Origin of the sequence: Virgibacillus pantothenticus (genome assembly GCF_018075365.1) — a bacterium.
Taxonomy (GTDB): domain Bacteria; phylum Bacillota; class Bacilli; order Bacillales; family Amphibacillaceae; genus Virgibacillus; species Virgibacillus pantothenticus.
Genome location: NZ_CP073011.1, coordinates 4,458,420 through 4,477,140, shown reverse-complemented (window position 1 = coordinate 4,477,140; position 18,721 = coordinate 4,458,420). Strand labels below are relative to the sequence as shown.

Annotated in this window: 14 protein-coding genes and 1 pseudogene; 5 read left to right on the top strand and 10 right to left on the bottom strand. The window is 39.7% G+C overall.

The window, feature by feature from the left end; all coding sequences use genetic code 11:
- Nucleotides 1-87: 87 nt before the first annotated feature.
- Nucleotides 88-945: a Cof-type HAD-IIB family hydrolase gene (locus tag KBP50_RS20660; RefSeq protein WP_050350813.1), complete on the top strand. Its 858-nt coding sequence runs from the start codon at nt 88-90 to the stop codon at nt 943-945.
- A 365-nt stretch (nt 946-1,310) separates the two neighbouring features.
- On the opposite strand, the gene KBP50_RS20655 is transcribed toward KBP50_RS20660, so the two are convergent.
- The 3 genes from KBP50_RS20655 to KBP50_RS20645 all read right to left on the bottom strand — a co-directional run bounded on the left by KBP50_RS20655 (nt 1,311) and on the right by KBP50_RS20645 (nt 4,975).
- Nucleotides 1,311-1,580: a YesK family protein gene (locus tag KBP50_RS20655; protein ID WP_050350814.1), complete on the bottom strand. Its 270-nt coding sequence runs from the start codon at nt 1,578-1,580 to the stop codon at nt 1,311-1,313.
- Between the two features lie 436 nt (nt 1,581-2,016).
- Nucleotides 2,017-2,814, bottom strand: a complete 798-nt coding sequence (locus KBP50_RS20650; RefSeq protein WP_050350815.1) for an N-acetylmuramoyl-L-alanine amidase — start codon at nt 2,812-2,814, stop codon at nt 2,017-2,019.
- Between the two features lie 667 nt (nt 2,815-3,481).
- Nucleotides 3,482-4,975 carry a potassium/proton antiporter gene (locus KBP50_RS20645; protein ID WP_050350816.1) on the bottom strand — a complete coding sequence of 498 codons (1,494 nt, stop codon included), beginning with the start codon at nt 4,973-4,975 and terminating at the stop codon, nt 3,482-3,484.
- 514 nt (nt 4,976-5,489) lie between these two features.
- On the opposite strand from KBP50_RS20645, the pseudogene KBP50_RS20640 reads away from it, so the two are divergent.
- Both KBP50_RS20640 and KBP50_RS20635 read left to right on the top strand, forming a co-directional pair.
- Nucleotides 5,490-6,129, top strand: a pseudogene (locus tag KBP50_RS20640) (zinc-binding dehydrogenase); the annotation flags it as partial.
- A gap of 547 nt (nt 6,130-6,676) precedes the next feature.
- A complete protein-coding gene (locus KBP50_RS20635; RefSeq protein WP_050350817.1) occupies nt 6,677-8,395 on the top strand; it encodes a methyl-accepting chemotaxis protein in 1,719 nt (572 codons plus the stop codon).
- 744 nt (nt 8,396-9,139) lie between these two features.
- Here KBP50_RS20635 and pstB read toward each other — a convergent pair.
- The 4 genes from pstB to KBP50_RS20615 all read right to left on the bottom strand — a co-directional run bounded on the left by pstB (nt 9,140) and on the right by KBP50_RS20615 (nt 13,023).
- Nucleotides 9,140-9,997: a phosphate ABC transporter ATP-binding protein PstB gene (gene pstB / locus KBP50_RS20630; protein ID WP_050350818.1), complete on the bottom strand. Its 858-nt coding sequence runs from the start codon at nt 9,995-9,997 to the stop codon at nt 9,140-9,142.
- Between the two features lie 15 nt (nt 9,998-10,012).
- Nucleotides 10,013-10,897: a phosphate ABC transporter permease PstA gene (gene pstA, locus KBP50_RS20625; RefSeq protein WP_050350819.1), complete on the bottom strand. Its 885-nt coding sequence runs from the start codon at nt 10,895-10,897 to the stop codon at nt 10,013-10,015.
- 1 nt (nt 10,898) lies between these two features.
- Complete coding sequence (pstC, locus tag KBP50_RS20620) at nt 10,899-11,804, bottom strand: phosphate ABC transporter permease subunit PstC (RefSeq protein ID WP_373314152.1); 906 nt, start codon at nt 11,802-11,804, stop codon at nt 10,899-10,901.
- Between the two features lie 226 nt (nt 11,805-12,030).
- Nucleotides 12,031-13,023 (bottom strand): PstS family phosphate ABC transporter substrate-binding protein, encoded by a 993-nt coding sequence (locus KBP50_RS20615; RefSeq protein WP_072741403.1) that lies wholly within the window; start codon nt 13,021-13,023, stop codon nt 12,031-12,033.
- Nucleotides 13,024-13,342: 319 nt separating this feature from the next.
- Between KBP50_RS20615 and KBP50_RS20610 the strand changes: the two genes are divergently transcribed.
- Nucleotides 13,343-13,984 (top strand): endonuclease III domain-containing protein, encoded by a 642-nt coding sequence (locus KBP50_RS20610; RefSeq protein WP_050350822.1) that lies wholly within the window; start codon nt 13,343-13,345, stop codon nt 13,982-13,984.
- Nucleotides 13,985-14,394: 410 nt separating this feature from the next.
- Here KBP50_RS20610 and KBP50_RS20605 read toward each other — a convergent pair whose 3' ends face one another.
- The 3 genes from KBP50_RS20605 to KBP50_RS20595 are packed head-to-tail and all read right to left on the bottom strand — an operon-like array spanning nt 14,395 to nt 16,539.
- A complete protein-coding gene (locus KBP50_RS20605) occupies nt 14,395-15,126 on the bottom strand; it encodes a P-II family nitrogen regulator (protein ID WP_050350823.1) in 732 nt (243 codons plus the stop codon).
- Entirely contained in the window at nt 15,080-15,850 is a 771-nt protein-coding gene (locus tag KBP50_RS20600; protein ID WP_050350824.1) for a DUF1538 domain-containing protein, read from the bottom strand. The genes KBP50_RS20605 and KBP50_RS20600 overlap by 47 nt, the downstream gene beginning before the upstream one ends.
- On the bottom strand, nt 15,847-16,539 hold the full coding sequence (locus KBP50_RS20595) for a DUF1538 domain-containing protein (protein ID WP_050350825.1): 693 nt from the start codon (nt 16,537-16,539) through the stop codon (nt 15,847-15,849). Before KBP50_RS20595 ends, KBP50_RS20600 begins: the two co-directional genes overlap by 4 nt.
- A 735-nt stretch (nt 16,540-17,274) precedes the next feature.
- Here KBP50_RS20595 and KBP50_RS20590 point away from each other — a divergent pair.
- Entirely contained in the window at nt 17,275-18,540 is a 1,266-nt protein-coding gene (locus tag KBP50_RS20590) for an argininosuccinate synthase (RefSeq protein WP_050350826.1), read from the top strand.
- Nucleotides 18,541-18,721: the final 181 nt, after the last annotated feature.

Genomic DNA, 18,721 nt, shown 5'->3' with positions numbered 1-18,721 from the left:
ATTGGGAGAGGCCTTTTGGTATAATAATAGAGGAAGAATAAGCGAAAATTACATATTCGCTACCAAATAAATTGAGGAGGCTACTCCATGAAATTAATAGCCATTGATTTAGACGGGACCTTATTATCTGATGATGGAACAATTAGTAATGCAAATATAGCGACCATTCAAGAAGCACAGCAGGAGGGACATATCGTCTCTATTGCCTCTGGTAGATCACTTCCAGATACGAAGGAAATCTTGCGGCTTTCCGCATTAGACTGCCCGATTATTGCAGGTAATGGTGCAACCTCATTTCATCGTGGTGAGCAGGTGCACCAGTTATATATGGATCAAGAAATTGTAAAGCGTATCATTCCAATTTTAAGAGAGCTGCAATTATACTATGAAGTGTATGTAGATGAAGGTGTTTTGCTGGAAAAGGATATGGAAAACATATTATGGCAAGAATTGGAGCAAATTGGTCATGATGTAGCTTATACTTCTGAAACCCTTAAACAAACGATCGCCATCCAACATAGCCAACATGGCTTACAGTTTGTCGATCAGTATGAGAAAGTTGTTTCAAACTATGAAGGAATCTATAAAATATTTGTTCTTTCGTTGCTTGATGAAAAACGTAACCAGTTACAACATTTCATGGAATCACAAGGTGGTATATCTATAACTTCATCAGGTAGAGAAAAACTTGAAATTGCTCATCCTCGAGCAAGTAAAGGCTATGCACTAGAGCTAATGGCACATCATTTTGACATTCCCATGGAAAATACAATTGCCATTGGCGATAATTTTAATGATCTCTCTATGTTTGCAGCTGCAGGGGTAAGTATTAGCATGGGAAATGCAGAAGAAGAAGTGAAACAGCAGTCGACGCACACAACATTGAATTATGACGAAGATGGTGTTGCATACGCCATTAGACGTTATGTGCTTGGAGAAGAATAAGTCTGTTGACCGCTGGGAGATGAAAAAGTACAAGGCGAAGTATGGGCCACGTGCTTTTTTTGATTCGTATACAAAAAGGTTGGACAAGCAGAGGAACAGATTGAAATGAAGCGCTGAGTTGATGCAATAGCTGGCTACCTTAAAGTAAACAGGTAGGCTTCGAAATCGTTCATAAGCTAAAGCATTGGAACGAGCAAAGCCGAACACAGCGAAAAAGTTGAGTACCCGAAGCGGAAAAGTTGTGCATCGTGGCAAGAAAGTTGCACAACGAAGCGAGAGCGAATTGAAAAAACCGCTCACCAGAATGGAAAACTATCGCGGTGAGAGCTGAAGATTTCCACTAACGAGGCTAGTTAAAGAGTAGATTATTTTTGCTTCACCAAAAAGCTACATAAGGCGCCAATATTTACTCCCAGTAAGATTGAAATGGCAAACATTCCAATACCCATGCCGGCCCACTCACCAATAGTAAATATACTTAGAATAAGTATAATAAAGCTGATAAGGCTTACAATGGTGGTAAGTAAATACAGAATGGTACGGCGTATATAACGTGCTAAAATAACGACAGAAGAAGCTGTTATTACGCCTGCAAGGATTATCGGCCACCAAGCTTCAAATAAATTACTATACATGGTTAAACATCCTCCAATCTCCAATCGTAGTTCTATTTTTTTTCATCGTTAACAGATTCTTATTTTAAGCGTATGAATGGTGGACATATATTGCCACACGTAACGACTAAAGTCAAACGGTATAATGTTACACATGAACAAAGGCGCAGGGCGCCCGTTTAGCAACGCAGCGAATGGAACGGTTCAACTAAAGATAAAGGAATCATGCCACTAAAACAGGGGTATGCCGACGTCGGGTGGCAAGTCCGTTTTTAGTCGGCCTTCCCCTTAGCGACGAACCGTGATGACTTATCGTAGGGTGATTTCGTGAAGTCGCATCGTTGCTGGGCTCATGCGCCGGGCGTGGCTAATCGGTTATTTCGTTATCCCAAGCACCTTCATTTTATACTTGCTTATCTTTTAAAAAAAGCGCGTTGAAACAACGCACTATTAGGGTTTACCGTGTTTCACGAATGATATACGCATCAGTAACGCCAGCCTTTTTAACGCGTTCTAAGTGATTTTCCGCATTTGTTCGATTGGAGAAAGCACCCGCCTGTACACGATACCAGTTCCTGCCTGATATTCTTACAAGTGCTACAAAAGCCTGAATACCTTTTGCAGCTAGCATATTGACAAGTTGGTCGGCATTATCTTTTGACTGGAAAGATCCAGCGATAATGCGAAAAATGACATTGGAATTCTCCTTTTTTTGCAAATTAAATGCCTGCTCCAACCCATTCACATGTCCTCTTGCAACTGCTTGTCTCCAGGAAGTGCTTCCCATAAGCGAAGCATCATTGGCATTATCAATAAAACCATTTTCTGTTAATAATGCGGGCATAGATGATTCTCGCAACACATGGAAGTCTGCTTTCTTTTGTCCACGATTACTTAACTGATTCACCTTTGTTATTTCCTCGTGAAGTTGGTCTTGATATTGGCCAGTTTGTGAGCCGCTGGAAAGGGAAGAATGAATATAGTCTTCATACCCTCTTGCTGTACCATTAAACGCATTGCAATGAATCGAAAGGAAATAATCTGCACCCCAGTTATTTGCGTTGTTCGTACGTTGCGTGAGACTAACAGTGGCATCCGTCGTTCTACTCATTCTCACTTGTACGTTTTCACATTCATTAATCAGTATATTACGTATACGTGTGGCAATGTCCAATGTTACATTTTTTTCAAATAATCCATTGCCTGAAGCTCCATTATCCGAACCGCCATGTCCAGGATCTACGAATATTTTCATCTATCTTCCTCCCAAATTGATTTTATCCATAATAGCGTATGACGTCGTAAAAGATCGAATTGGATAACCGTATTATTTTAAACGAAAATCCATTTCTGTCTGCGCCTTTTCGTCGTTATATTCGAAGGAAGTATAGGAGAAGGGGCATGAGTATAGTCGATCTTCTATGTATATAGACAAAAGTTCGAATTTTTTCTGTTTAGGATGAAAACATTTAGCATAGCGGAATTGAAATGTTTAAGTAGGGTAGTCTATTGACCGGTTTTGCCAAATGGTCACTCCGGTGAAAAAGCAGGATAACAGAATCAAATAACTCATCAGAGTATAAACATCACTTGAATAGAACGACGGTAGCTTGGCTTTATCTCATACAGAGATCCAGTTCGCTCATCGCAAATGCTGGGAACATAAAGCAAGCACCACACCTACACACGCCCTAACAATCAGAACTATAACATGTTTATCACATATATAAGGTACTTGTAAGACTCCCACTTCAGGAATTGGATAATCTGTATTGCAACAAGTCTAAGTGGGAGATAACAGCACCTAAATACCCGATTCGTTCCTCTAACAATCAGTAGGGGATGAATGAAAACCCCCACGGCTTGAAGGTTCACTTTATTGCGATAAAAAATAATCAGGCGAACGCTATTCAGCCACCTGATTATCCTTCTGCTTCTTTTTTAAGTTGTTTCTTTTGTGGAACTTTTTTCTCCGTGTTTCCTAGAAGTACATTCTTTGCTTTAATTCTATTCTTTCGATTACTTAATACGTATAATGTATCATCTTCTAGAATAACGGTGTCGCCGGTCGGAGTAATAATTTGTTTATCCCGAATGATACCAATAATAAGTGTGTCATCTGGCAGTTCTATATCATTTAAAGTTTGATGAATAGCGGGAGACTTGGAGAAAATATGTACCTCCATAATCTCTGCCTCGGTCTTACCCAAATGAATAAGTTCCATAGTCGGTTTCGTTGGATCATTTTTTCCGCCGGTTAATCCAAGCTTGGAAGCGAGCCAGGATAACGTACTCCCTTGTACGAGTGCTGAGATAAGGACAACGAAAAAGACGGAATTAAAAATCAGGTCGCTATTTTTTACATCAGCAATAATAGGATACGTAGCTAATACGATAGGTACAGCACCTTTTAAACCGGCCCAAGAGATAAACAATCGCTCTTTTAAACTATATTTCATAAAGATCATCGAAATAAAAACTGCAATCGGCCTTGCGATGAACATAAGGATGAGCGTCAATAATACACCTTGCCAAAAGATAGCAGGTAACTGCTCTGGAAAAACAAATAAGCCGAGCAAAATAAACATAAGAATCTGCATCATCCAGGCAAAGCCTTCGCTAAATCGTAAAATGGAGAAACGGTACATTAAATCACTATTTCCCACAAAAACAGCCATTACATAAACAGCGAGCAAACCACTTCCGCCTAAAAAATCAGCCATAAAATAAGTAGCGGTAGCCATTCCGATCGCAAGCGTCGGATAAAGCCCAGAAGTATCGAGGTTAATATTATTGATAATGAGGACAGTAACTTTCCCAAGCAGTAACCCGAGTATGAGACCTAATCCCATTTGTAAAAAGAAACTGCCGATAGTTGTCCATATCGACGCATCGGGGACTTGAATTAACTCGATAAAAGCAACAGTAAGAAAAACAGCCATTGGGTCATTAGATCCAGATTCTGCCTCTAATGTGGATGTTAGTTTTGCTTTAATGTTTTTATTCCCAAGTACGGAAAAAACGGCAGCTGCGTCAGTCGAGCCAACGATAGCTCCAAATAGCATCCCTTCTAATAAAGTAAGTTTGAGAATATACATGGCGGCAAACCCTGTCACAATGGTTGTCAGCAGAACGCCAAGTGTTGCAAGCGATCCAGCTGCACCTAACACAGGACGCATTAACTCCCATTTTGTTTGCGTCCCACCTTCAAACAAAATGATAATTAATGCCATAATCCCGATTAATTGCATGAGTTGGGCGTTTTCAAAAAAGATAAATTCATTTAACCCCATCCCGATTAAGAGGAAAAGAACAAGAGCGGGTAGCCCAAGCTTAGAGGAGAATTTCGTTGCCAGAACGCCAACGATCAGCATGGCGGAAAAAAGAAAAATAAGCATCTGTAGTGATAACTCCATGTTGAACAATCCTTCCAAAAGACAATCTATTTCTATTATATCGTTATTTTCCCATTTTGAACAAAAATGCACACCCTATTGATGTGATTTTTCCTTATATTCAGGAAGACGTAAGCGGAGATTACCAATACTTAATGTAAAGTTAAAAGGAAAATAGCAGAGGGTTAAGTTGATTTTTTTGTAAGAATTATTCAAAGTAACAATGAGAATAGGGAAGCATCATTTGGTGAAAGCTATACGAAAGCGACGAAAGTCATATATCATTTTTACCAATACTTTTTAATAACATTTATATGTGGAAAGGAAGAGTTTAATTGACAGATAAACAACGGCAATTTAAGGAAACACAAAACCATGGAGAGCATCGCAATGGACGAAAAAGCCCATACAAAAATAGCAACAGCTATGGGGAGGGAGAACCAAACGAATACGTTAATGAGCAAAAAAGGAAGTAGCATGTTTATCATATAGAACCGATTAGAGCTTATGCTAGCTTTCATGTTAAAAGGTGGTTATATATCACATTCCTGATGGGTCAGATGAAGAAGCTTTAGTTATGTTAAGTGATATTCTTCCAACTGGTTTTGAAATAGGTGTGCTCTATGGACAGGTTCAGCCTGGACAAACGGTAGTGATTATTGGAGCTGGTCCAGTTGGTATGGCTGCATTGCTAACAGCACAATTTTATTCACCTGCAGAAATAATAATGGTTGATTTGGACGAACATCGACTTAAAGTAGCTAAAAAATTTGGTGCGACGCAGACGATTAACAGTTCTGACGGAAAAGCAGTAGAGAAAATTATGGAATTAACAGGTGGGCAAGGTGTAGATGTTGCAATGGGAGTAGTCGGAGTGCCGGCCACATTTGAAATTTGCCAACAAATTATTAAGCCAGGTGGAGCGATTCCGGTATTAGGGGTTCACGGAACATCAGTTGAATTCCCACCTTGAAGAACTTTGGATTAAAAACATTCGTTTAACAACTGGATTGGTGAGTACGAGTACCACTCCAATGCTCTTGAAAACAGTTCAATCGAAGAAATTGCAGCCTGAAAAGCTGATTACACACCGATTTCCATTTGAAGATATGTTACAAGCATACGACGTTTTTGAAAATTCGGCAAAAACGGAAGCGTTAAAATTAATCATATCTGAACAGAATAGTTTTATTACTAGTGTTGCAGGGCAAGTGGGATATGTCTCACTTGCTTTTTCCATGTAACCAAGCATTTTGCATTTTTTAAAGCTATGTCTTTTCCAAGCATGAAAAATTGCTTGGAAATAATGAAAACTTGGTTACCGATAAAACACGTGGACCATTGAGCAAGCTGTTTAAAACCTTATTAAGAGTTAATTATAGGTTATATGATATTTTTCCATACATATAAATTTTATCCCGCATATAAGTTGCTGTAAGACTCCCACTTCAAGAACTTGTAACCCATACTGCAACGAGTCTAAGAGGGAGATAGCAGCACCTAAATATTCCAATTCGTTCTTCTAACAATCAGTGAAAGATGAAGGAAAACCCCCACTGATTAAAGGATCATTTTATAAAGTGAAGATTATAAAAGATGTCGTATATAATGTTAGGACAACGCATAACAAATTCTTTCAACCGTCACTATTTTTTTACATTCCCTTAACATTCAATTGATATACTAAGAGTAAATTTAGGTATAAAGTAGGGGGTATTTCGTTTGGGTAAACATAGACAATTCTGGCTAAAAGGCTTCTTTTCGTTCGCCAAAAACATCCAAACTAAATTTAGTTTGTGGAGCAGATTGTTGATTTTATTTATTGTGTTATTACTTCTTTCAGTGACGGCTGTAGGAATTAGCTCTTACGTACAGGCGAAGAAGATGGCAACATCTTCTATTGAAAATCGATTGGAGCGCGAGACGGAACTGATGGGGTATATTGCAGAAAATCTTAAGTTTTTATATGTGAGTGATGACGAGTATTTTCGACAGCAATTAAATGCGAATGTTCGTAAACAGAAAAAGAAGCTGGCTGAAGAAGGGATACCTTCTGAATACTTTTACATAGAGTCAGGAGAAGTTGTACCACTTCAAGAAAGCGAGGGAAAGCTGCCGACGATTTCAAAAATGTTGGTTAAAGAATTAGAAAAGAAAAAGCATGGGCTTTTACATAAAAAAATTGCGGGAAAGGACTATACACTAACGTTTCAGGAAATGAAAGAGATTAAAGGAATGTATGTACTGCTTGTGCCCACTTCTTCCTATATGGGGCCAGTAAAGGGAATGGCTGTTGATACGGTAATCATTAGTTTGATCAGTACCATGATCGCGAGTGTAGTGATTGCCTGGTTTGTTCGTAGTTTAACGAAGCCGCTCGGCGTTTTGCGGGAGACGATGCGGGAAGTACGGTCAGGGGAAATGAAGGAACCAGACTCATTACAGACGACATTGCCTGAGTTCATATCTTTACATAAAAGTTATACGACGATGATCCATTATATGCGCACGTTACTTAAAGATATCAAGGCAACGACAGGGGATTTAAATGAGGCTGGGGCAGAGTTGCAAGCTTCAGCAGCCGAAAGCTTATATTCTGGTGAGCAGCTGAAGCAGGCAATTCATGTCGTAAAGGACGGAGCGGATCAGACAGCAGCGAGTTCAGAAGAGAGTATGGCACGTTTTCATACTATGAAGGGAAATGTAGAGCAAACAATGGTACAGATGGAACAATTGGATCAAAGTTCACAAGTGATGAATCAATCGGCAGAAACGGGTGAACGGCATATTGGCGAGCTAATTGATACGATCACTTCCTTTGAGTCGGACTTTACACATTTGACGAATACCATTTATAGTGTTCGGAATGATTCCAAAGCTATTACGAAACTAGTTGATATCATACAAGGAATTGCGGAGCAGACGAAATTATTGGCGTTAAATGCTGGTATTGAAGCAGCCCGCGCAGGCGAGTCTGGAAAGGGATTTACCGTCGTTGCCAAGGAAGTGCGCAAACTAGCGGAGCAATCGTCAGAGGCGGCAGTAGAGATTACCGCCACTATTACTAGTATGGAAGGAAATACAGCCTCAGCTGTAAAAGAATTTGATCAAATGCTTGCGAAAACGAAGACGACGTTAACGATGTCAGAAGCAGCAAAAGTGTCGTTTGATGAATTACTACAGGAAATCGGACAGGTTGGGAAGCAATTACGAGTCATGAAAGAAGAAGTACAAGCGGTAGGAAAGATGTTGCCGGGGTTAGAGGAGGCGGCGATTAGTTATTCTTCTGTTTCGCAGGAAAATTTGGCTAGTGCGGAACAAATGCTGACAACTAGTGATGAACAAGTAACCCAGCTCAAGACAAACCAACAGGTTGGCAAACGCTTGACTGAAATAGCCGCGGTCTTGTCACAGCATACGAAGCAATTCAATATTTCATAAAGGTATAGACATCATTATCGACGTCTCATAAAAGAACTATCGTTGTTTTTATCCCGTATATAAGGTGCTGTAAAGGCTCCCACTTTAGGAGTTGGATAATCTGTACTGGTCTAAGTGGGAGATAACAGCACCTAAAGCCCGATTCGTTCATCTAACCATCAGTAGGGGATGAATGAAGCCCCTACTGATTGAAGATTCACTTTATAGCTTAGTTGTAAAACATGCTGATAAAATAAGCAGCTTATTTTATTGCTAACGTCGCATATATATTAACGGTATAGCACTACACATCGCTTACTTATGCTAGCTTTTGAAGCCCCACATGTAACTGGCAGCAAGACCTGCCCTGTAATTCCTACGATGTGAATTCAGAGGATAAACGGAGCATCGAATTGCAAATCAAATTCCCGATTCTGTTCAGGTCCCTTTAAGTCTCATTCTTGTGGAACTAACAACATTAGGGGACAAGATAAGAAAATTTACTTTATAGTTTTGTTCCTATGTACTTGCGCTGAACTTGTATTCAACTAGTTGAAACCTTTTTAGCTAAGTAATAACGGAAAGAGTAGTCCATTTGTAAACAATACACGAAAAATCCTGCTCCATCATGGAACAGGATTTTTTATTTATAAATGGGGAGGTATTGTTTCTACGTTTATTTTTCGTTAAAGGGGTTAGAAACAGCTTTTTCACGCGTGAAAAGCTATTCGTACCTAAGTAAGCTTTCGAAAAAGATATTGATTTTTAACCAAAGCGACCAGAAATATAATCTTCCGTTCTACTGTCCGCTGGGTTCGTGAAGATCGTATCTGTTTCATCATATTCCACCACTTCTCCATTAAGGAAAAATGCGGTACGGTCGGAAATGCGTGCAGCTTGTTGCATATTGTGTGTAACGATGACGATAGAGTAGTCTTTCTTTAACTCTTGAATGAGTTCTTCCACACGTAAGGTTGACTTTGGATCAAGTGCTGAAGTCGGCTCATCCATTAAGATCACATCTGGTTCAATAGCTAAACAGCGGGCAATACAGATACGTTGCTGCTGTCCACCGGAAAGTCCGTATGCATTTTCTTTTAAACGATCTTTTACTTCATCCCAGATAGAAGCGCCACGCAAGCTTTTTTCCACGATTTCATCGAGAATTTTTTTGTTGCGAATGCCGTGTATTTTTGGACCGTAGGCGATATTATCATATATCGATTTTGGAAATGGGTTCGGCTTTTGGAATACCATCCCGACTCTTGTGCGTAAATCTTCTACTTTAAAAGATTTATCCAGGATGCTCTTATCCTTATACGTAATGACACCTGAAGTCTTAACACTAGGAACGAGTTCAACCATGCGATTTAACGTCTTCAAATACGTTGATTTTCCGCATCCGGATGGGCCAATAATCGCTGTTACTTCTTTCTCGTAAATGGACAGGTTAATGTCTTTTAAAGCATGCGTTTCGCCATACCATAGGTTTAAATCTTTCGTATCGTAAACAATTTTTTTATTCACGTTTTGCTTTGTCGTCGCTACGGTTTCTGTAATTGACTTTTGTTCTGTATTCGCATGATTCTTTATGTTCACATTGGGCTTCGTTAACGTAGCCATTTAGTTCACTCCTTTTTAATATCGCTTTTGAAACTTATTACGGATAACGATGGCTGTCGCATTTAAAAGAAAGAGCAATACGAGCAATACGATGATCGTTGCCGCAGCTAAGTTTGCATATTCTTCAACTAAGGAAGAATCAATCGTCCAGTAATATATTTGCATTGGAAGCACCGTAAATCTGTCCATAATCCCACCAGGAAAAGGAATGAGTAAAGCAGGAATACCGATAACAACGAGTGGTGCTGTCTCTCCAATGGCTCTGGATAGAGATAGGATGGACCCTGTTAAAATACCGGGTAATGCGGCAGGGAGAATTATATTTTTTACCGTCTGCCATTTGGTAGCTCCCATACCGTAAGATGCTTCACTTAGGTGTTGCGGAACTGCGCGAATAGATTCCTGGGCCGCGACAATAATAATCGGAAGGACCAGCAATGACATAGTTAGACCACCTGCTAATACAACGTTCCCGAAATCAAGGGCACGGACAAAGATAGTCATCCCGAGAATTCCGTAAACAATGGATGGTACACCGGCTAAATTGGCAATGTTTGTTTGAATAAAAGATTGAAAACGCCCTTTTCTCGCATACAGCTCTAAATAGATGGCTGTACCTACACCGAGAATAAGTGTCACAGGAATGACGACGACCATGAGCCAAAACGTTCCTAAAATTGCACCCATAATCCCGGCACGGTCAGGAGAAGTAGATAATTTATTTGTTAAAAAATCCATATTGATCCAGCTAGCACCTTGGATAATAACACGGATAATTAACACAGCCAGAACGATTAAGCCGAAAATGGTAGCAAGAAAGAACACAGACTTTAATATATTATTTTTTAGTAAACGACCATTCATATTTTTTTGAACTTGGTTTGTATCCACATATTTCATTTTAGTATTCCTCCCTGAACTTACGAGAGACATATCTTGCTAATAGGTTCATAATAAGCGTAAATACGAACAACGTCATGGCAACGGCGTATAAGCTGTAATAAATGGTTGAACCAGCGGGTGCTTCTCCACCGGATACTTCGACAATATAAGCTGTCATTGTTTGCATAGATTGGGTAATATCAAAAGTAAAGTTTTTCGAGCTTCCGCTGGCAATAGTTACGATCATCGTCTCACCAATTGCACGGGAAATACCAAGAACAAAGGATGCAATGATTCCAGAAAGCGCGGCGGGAATGACGACGCGAAATGTAACCTCTAATTTGGTAGATCCTAATGCAAGTGCACCTTCACGCATTGCGTTGGGAACAGATGTCATTGCATCTTCAGAAAGCGATGCAATCATTGGAATGATCATAACACCCATCACGAGTCCAGGACTTAAAATATTTGTCGCTTCCACACTTGGAAAAAATTCGCGTATAAGCGGTGTGACAAATGTAAAAGCAAAGAAACCATAAACGATGGTTGGTATGCCAGCAAGAATTTCAAGCATTGGTTTTAGTGTTCTTCTAACACGTTCAGACGCATATTCACTTAAGAAAACAGCAGTCATGATTCCAATCGGCCCAGCAACGAGCATGGCAATAATGGAAGAAATAATCGTACCGTTAATAAGTGGCAGTACACCGAATTCAGGATTTTGACTTAATGGTTTTAGTACAGTGCCAGTAAAGAAGTCCATAATCGGTACACGTTTGAAAAACTCAATGGTTTCGATTAAAAGTGTATAGACAATTCCAATCGTAGTAAGGATGGAAACAGCAGCAATTAAGAAGAGAAGAGCTGGCATCACCTTTTCGGTTATGCTTGTTAAGTTTTTTCCGTTTTTCTTCTTAGCAATCATATCTTGAATACTTCTTTTGTCTTGATTGTCTATCTTGTTGTCCAGTGCCATCAAGGGGCCCCCTTTCCAGAGCAATAACTCACAAGAAGATGAGAGCGTACGCAGCCCTCATCTTCTAGGTTAAATAATGGTTCAATTAGATAGATGTTTTACAGTGAACGCTTCTTTGTTGAGATAAGAGTGAAACCATTAGTAGAAACAAATTCCGCTAATGGTTCCTCCTACCTTATTTTAGAGCTTCTAAATCGCTAACTAGACTTTGTGCTTCTTCTTCAGGAATTGGAGCAAAGCCAGTTTCCCCAGCGAATTCATTAACATTGTTCATGATATAGAGTGCATAATCAAGTACTTGCGGCTTTTCTTTTGCATGGTTTACGTTTAAGTACGTGAACACTGGTCGAGTGTAGCCAGCGTAGTCGCCGTCTTCAGCAATCGTGTCTAGTGATGGCTCTACTGGACCATCGCCAAAGTCAATGCTTACAGCTTGTACTTTATCTTTGTTGTTGTCATAGTATCCGAAACCGAAGAATCCAATTGCGTTTTTGTCTTCAGCTACAAGTGTTACAAGAGTTGAGTAGTCTTGTTGTAAGTTAATATCACTTACTAGATCTTGCTCTTCTAAAATATTTTCATAGAAAAATTCGTATGTTCCATGGTTTTCATTTGGTCCATAAGTTTGAATTTTTTCTTTTGGCCATTCAGGGTTAATATCTGACCAGTTTGTATATTCTCCAAGGAAGATTCCTTTTACTTGATCTTGTGTTAATTCTTTAGCCCAATCATTCTCAGGGTTCGTAACGATAGTTAAACCGTCTAAAGCTACTTTTAATTCTTTTACTTCTATTCCAAGCTCTTCAGCTTTTGCTTTCTCTTCGTCTTTGATTAAACGAGAAGCATCGTTAAAGTCCGTTCCGTCTTCTACTAAGAATTTTTCAAATCCTGCACTAGTACCAGCGCGGCTAACTTCAACAGATACGTCTGGCTTTTCACCCATGTACTCTTCTGCTAATCTAGCCATTAAAGGATAAACCGTACCGGATCCGTCAATTACAACGCTACCTTCTACTTTTTCAGAATCGCCTTCTGAGCTTGCATTTTCAGATGATTTCTCTTCGCTATTGTCTTTGTTTTCTCCTTCTTTCGAATCCGATCCGCAAGCTGCAATTACTACTGCAAGAGCAGCGATTAGAAGGAACATAAGATACTTCTTGAACTTCATCAAAATTGCCTCCCCTATTTTGAGTAGATATAAAGTTGAGGTTTATCCCTCTCAATTGCTAGTATAGTAGCCAATTATTAAAAGAGTATGTTATGAATGTAAAGGTTTTGTAAATTTTTGTGGAATAACGGTCTTTTTTGTGCATAAGAAAGGAGGGTAGAAACATTCAAAAATAAGGTGAAAGTTGATGATACGGCTTAATAGATCGGGAGAAAAAGAGGGTAGGTTGGTTAGAGTAAGATGGATTCAAAAGTAAGTAATTATCTTTATATTGTAGTTTTGTTAAACTAATGTAAATGAATAGAAAAGAGGGTTATTTATGAGTGCTATTCAGCGTATATACTATAGATTATGGGAATATTACGGTCCGCAGGGGTGGTGGCCCGCCGAGTCGGTGTTTGAAATGATGGTGGGTGCAATTCTCGTTCAACGCACGAATTGGAACAATGTAGAGCAGGCGTTGCGCCGCCTTACTCCATATTTAACACCAGAGAAAATAGCGCGCATGTCTATCGAGGAGTTGGAGTCTGCAATCCGTCCAAGCGGTTTTTACCGGCAAAAAGCGAAGCGCTTAAAAGCTTTCGTCCGTTGGTATAAAGCATACGATTATAAGCCTGAAAAATTGCGGCATGCAGAAACAGATGCCCTACGTACAGAGTTAATGGGGATACACGGCATCGGTGCTGAAACGGCAAATGTTTTATTGCTTTATGCCTTCGATCATCCTGTTTTTGTTGTTGACGCTTATGCACGGCGGATTTTTGCTCGATTCGGTTTGGACATTCCCGAAAAGGAACCAGCATTCCGTATTCAAGTGGAGTCGGAATGCCCCTTGGATACAGAGGGCTTTAAGGAATTCCATGCATTGATCGTGCGGCATGCGAAAGAGCATTGTAAAATGAAACCTATTTGTTCAGGTTGTCCGCTGCTTGCTGATTGCCAACAAGTAGGAGTGACATAATAAAAGGCGTTGCCATATCATATGGTTGCGCCATAGCTGCTCGCAAACGAGAAAAAGTAGTCCGCAACTGTCGTAAGGTCGTTTATAAATACGAGGAAGTCGCCAGGTCGCTCGTAAAGACGAAACGTTGCCCGGGGGCATGCCCTCAGGCTGCTCGCGAAAGAGGAGAACCTGATCGCATAGCCCTCAGACTGCTTGCAAAGGAGGAGAATCCTCCCTCAGACTCTCGCAAAAGATGAACAGTCGTCCAACAAGCCTTTTCGTCGCTCAAGCCATAAAAGGAAATTTGCAAGCATTTAAAATCATCCATCATATAGGCACTGTGCAAAAAAAAGATACAGGTACTCCCCACACTTCCTAATTATAAAAAAAATAACTCCGGCTTGCTTGAAGCCGGAACTATTGATGGCTTATTTACCATGCAATTTTTCGTTAACCATATGATTTAACACATGATTGATACCGATTGTTTGATCGACATCGATTACAAAAGCAATTCCCTTACCAGCTCTGCTTAATTCTGCTTCTTCTTCAATGGCATCTAGGACAGCCTTCGTTTTATCTTTACTAATTAAGGTGAGGACGACTTCTTTTTCAGGCTCGATTAATATATTGAACAGCTTGGCTTTTTCATGAATCCCAGTGCCTCTTCCATTTAGAATCGTTCCGCCTTCTGCACCTGCTTTTTTAGAGGCGTCAACCACTTTATCACAGTTACCTTTATTGACGATTGTGATGATTAAATCATACATGATTTTATCTTCCATTTTCAGTTCCACATCTCCTTCATTAGGTTCGTTGTCATTATCTTCTAACCCTAATAAATGCTGTGTTCCGGTAATTTTTTTCGTGTCAATTACAAAGCCGATTCCTTGCCTTGGCTTATTTAAATTAACCGAGTCGATAATTGCTTGCATCACTTCGGGGTAAATGGTCTCTTCAACGATTGTTAAGATGATTTCTCTTTCCCGTTCAATCGGAATACCTAGAAATCTTTCCTTTTCATTGGTTCTGTAACCTCTTCCGAATAAGATCGCCCCCCCACGGGCGCCAGCTTCCTTAGAAGCACGTATGACCTTTTTGGCTTTTTCTTTTTTAACGATCGTAACGATCAGTTTCTGTCTCGGTTTCTTTGTGGACATACAGCTCCTTCTCCTTTCTGCTATATAAGATACCTAATGTTAAAACAGATAAAATAGGAGCCAAAGCTACAAGTGCAACCATGCCAAACCCATCAAGCAATGGGTCACGTCCCTCGGTTACGGAAGCAATGCCGACAAACATTGCTAAAATAAATGTTGCGGTCATTGGTCCTGTAGCAACCCCTCCGGAATCAAAAGCAATCGATGTGAACGTTTTCGATGAGTATTTTACCATAATCAGCGCAAGAATATAACCTGGCAGGATAAAAAACCAGATGGAGAAGCCGGCAAGAATACGAATCATGGATAACGCAACCGATAAACCAACGCCAATAGAAACGGTATAGAGCAGGACCTTTTCTGGGATGTATCCGCTAGAGGCCCTTTCTACTTGCTGGATGAGCACGCGAACAGCAGGCTCTGCATAAGTGGCGAAAAAACCAAGCACAAAGCCAATTGGGATTAGTATCCATGTATAATTAATCGCACCAAGACTTTTGCCAATTTGTTCTCCAATCGGTAAAAACCCAATATGGACTCCCTGAAGGAAAAAAGACAGCCCAAGGAAGGTTAATAGGATTCCTATTGCAATGTCGAGTAATTTGCGCATGCTAAGTTTTAAAAAAAACAATTGAAAGATAGCAAACAATATAATTAATGGAAGGAGTGCAATGGCAACCTCTCCCATTGTTTGACCAAACCCCTGAAAGATGTGTATATTCATCCGTAAATCACTCCTAAAATTAACACTGAAAGAATGGGGCCAAGAGAAGCTAAAGCAATGAGCCCGAAACCATCTTGAGAGGCTGACTTTCCTCTTAACACGGATGCCACGCCAACACCAAGTGCCATAATAAACGGTACCGTTAACGGTCCGGTTGTAACTCCACCTGCATCAAATGAGATGGGTACAAAAGTTGAAGGGGTAAAAGCCGCTAAAATAAAGATCATTCCATAACCGCCAGCAAGGATATATGTAATCGGAATGGAAAAAATAATTCGCATTAATGAGAGAGCGACAAATATTCCCACCCCTATAGCGACTGCTAGTATAAGGATGGTTTTAGAGATTTCCCCGTTGGATACTTGATCTACCTGTGTTGATAAAACACGTACATCCGGTTCAGCAATGGTGACAACAGCACCTAATAAAAAACCAAAAAACACGATAAGCCAAATAATTTTTGTTTTCGATAAGGCCGATCCTATCATTTCGCCGATAGGAAGCATCCCGATGTTAACTCCCAATAGAAATAGAATTAAACCTATTCCTACCATTAAAACGCCGATTAAAAATTGGATAAAAGTTTCTGTTGGTAACCAAATGAGCGTAAACTGTAAAACCGTAATCACGATTGTAATTGGTAAAATGGATTGAACTACTTCAATAATCGTTTCTTTTATATTATCCATCGACTTCCTCCTTCTTCTATAGGGTCTTTCTCAATATATCAACCTTATGCCACTAAAAGGGGTGTTTAAAAAACATTTATAAAATCCATTCTCAAGTAAGCTGCTAGTTTGCTAGGGCTAATGATGTTAAGGGAACATGGTGTATTGTCTAAGAAGTTAAATTTTTGTTTGGTGCGTACGATATTGAAAGGCATCTTCGTCTAGCTAAGACATTCAGGAACTAGCAAACTGGAAGCCAACATCTGCTTACCTTAATTTGTTGCTTTGTTTCTTGGTGTCTGCGGAAGTGCAAATTTTGTTTTGGCATAGATTTTATATGATATTTCTTCTATCCAGCGTTTCGCCATTTATTTTGCGGCGTGAGCTGTGGGGCTTTAGACAAGTTTCAACTCTTATCGAAAGGCAGATGGGTGCTTTCGGTTAGTTTTTTTATGCATTGTTGTTCATTATCGTAGGGTTGCTTGATTTTGAAAGGGTGTTCTTTGTATTTGGGTATATGAAATACGTTTTTAACTGTCTAGGGATATTGATACATGCTGTTTACGGCAGGGATATCCAAAAGTGGTATAAAAAATAATTATTTACAGTTAAATTATAGCATTATCACTAACAAGGAAAAATAATAACGCATAGAAATTGTAAAAATTCATGAGAAAACATACGAATAGCTCTTGAATATTTATTCATTATAGTGCATAATGTTTCAATAATAGATAGGTTAAAGGAGTGTCCGTTGTGGGGAAGAAAAAGATTGTTTTAGCTTATTCGGGTGGATTGGATACATCTGTAGCAGTTCGTTGGTTACAGGAAAATTACCATTATGATGTGATTGCCGTTGCGCTTGATGTGGGAGAAGGGAAGGATCTTGATTTTATTCAACGTAAAGCATTGCAGGTAGGAGCTGTGAAATCGTATGTAATTGATGCGAAGGCATTATTTGCGAATGAATTTGTGTTACCTGCATTACAGGCTAACTTATTATATGAAGGGAAATATCCATTAATATCAGCTTTATCGCGACCACTTATTGCAAAGATTTTAGTTCAAATCGCTAAAGAAGAAGGAGCAGTTGCGGTCGCACATGGATGTACAGGAAAAGGAAATGACCAGGTACGGTTTGACGTCGCCTTTACAGCGTTGGAGCCAAAGTTAGATATTGTGGCACCAGTCAGAGAATGGGCGATGTCAAGAGAAGAAGAAATTGCCTATGCTAAAGAGCATGATATTCCGGTGCCGATCGATTTGGATAATCCATTTAGCATTGACCAAAATCTTTGGGGTCGGAGTAATGAATGTGGGATTTTAGAAGATCCATGGATCGAAGCACCGCAAGAGGCATTTGATTTAACGACGGATCCGCAAGCAGCCCCAGATGAAGCGCAAATTGTAGAAATTGCTTTCGAGCAAGGGAAGCCTGTTTCTATAGATGGCAAAAAGCTGCCATTGCAAGAGCTTATTTTGCAATTAAATCAAATAGCAGGAAAGCACGGCGTCGGCAGAATTGATCATGTAGAGAATCGACTAGTTGGAATTAAGTCACGTGAGATCTATGAGGCTCCAGCAGCAGTAACGCTAATTGCTGCGCATCAGGAACTGGAAGCATTAACGTTAACCAGAGAGGTAGCACAGTTTAAGCCGTTAATTGAACAGAAACTGGCACAGGCTGTTTATGATGGTCTTTGGTATTCGCCACTAACGAAAGCATTAACTGCTTTTATTTCGGAAACGCAGAAGGACGTGTCTGGAATTGTGAAGGTGAAATTGTACAAAGGTCATGCTCAAGTGGTTGGTCGAAAGTCAGAACAGTCGTTATATGACTTTGATTTGGCGACGTACAATGCAGATGATGCATTTGATCATGAAGCAGCACTAGGTTTTATAAAATTATGGGGGCTGCCGACAAAAGTACATGCAACCGTAAATCAAACGCATGCCAACATGGGGGAATCTGTAAAAGAAGCGATTTTAGATGTGAAAGAAAGAGAAGATTTACCCCTATAAAATGGAATTTCGCCGGAGTTCACAATTGCCAGCTAAGATTGAGACGACATTAATGAAAATAAATTGCCAAGGCAGAAAGTAATGCCTTGGCAAATTTTATAGATTTCATAAAATTTTACTTTTTACAGCGCTTACTCCGATTTTTTTGTTTAATAGAAGCTATTCGCTTACCAACAATGAA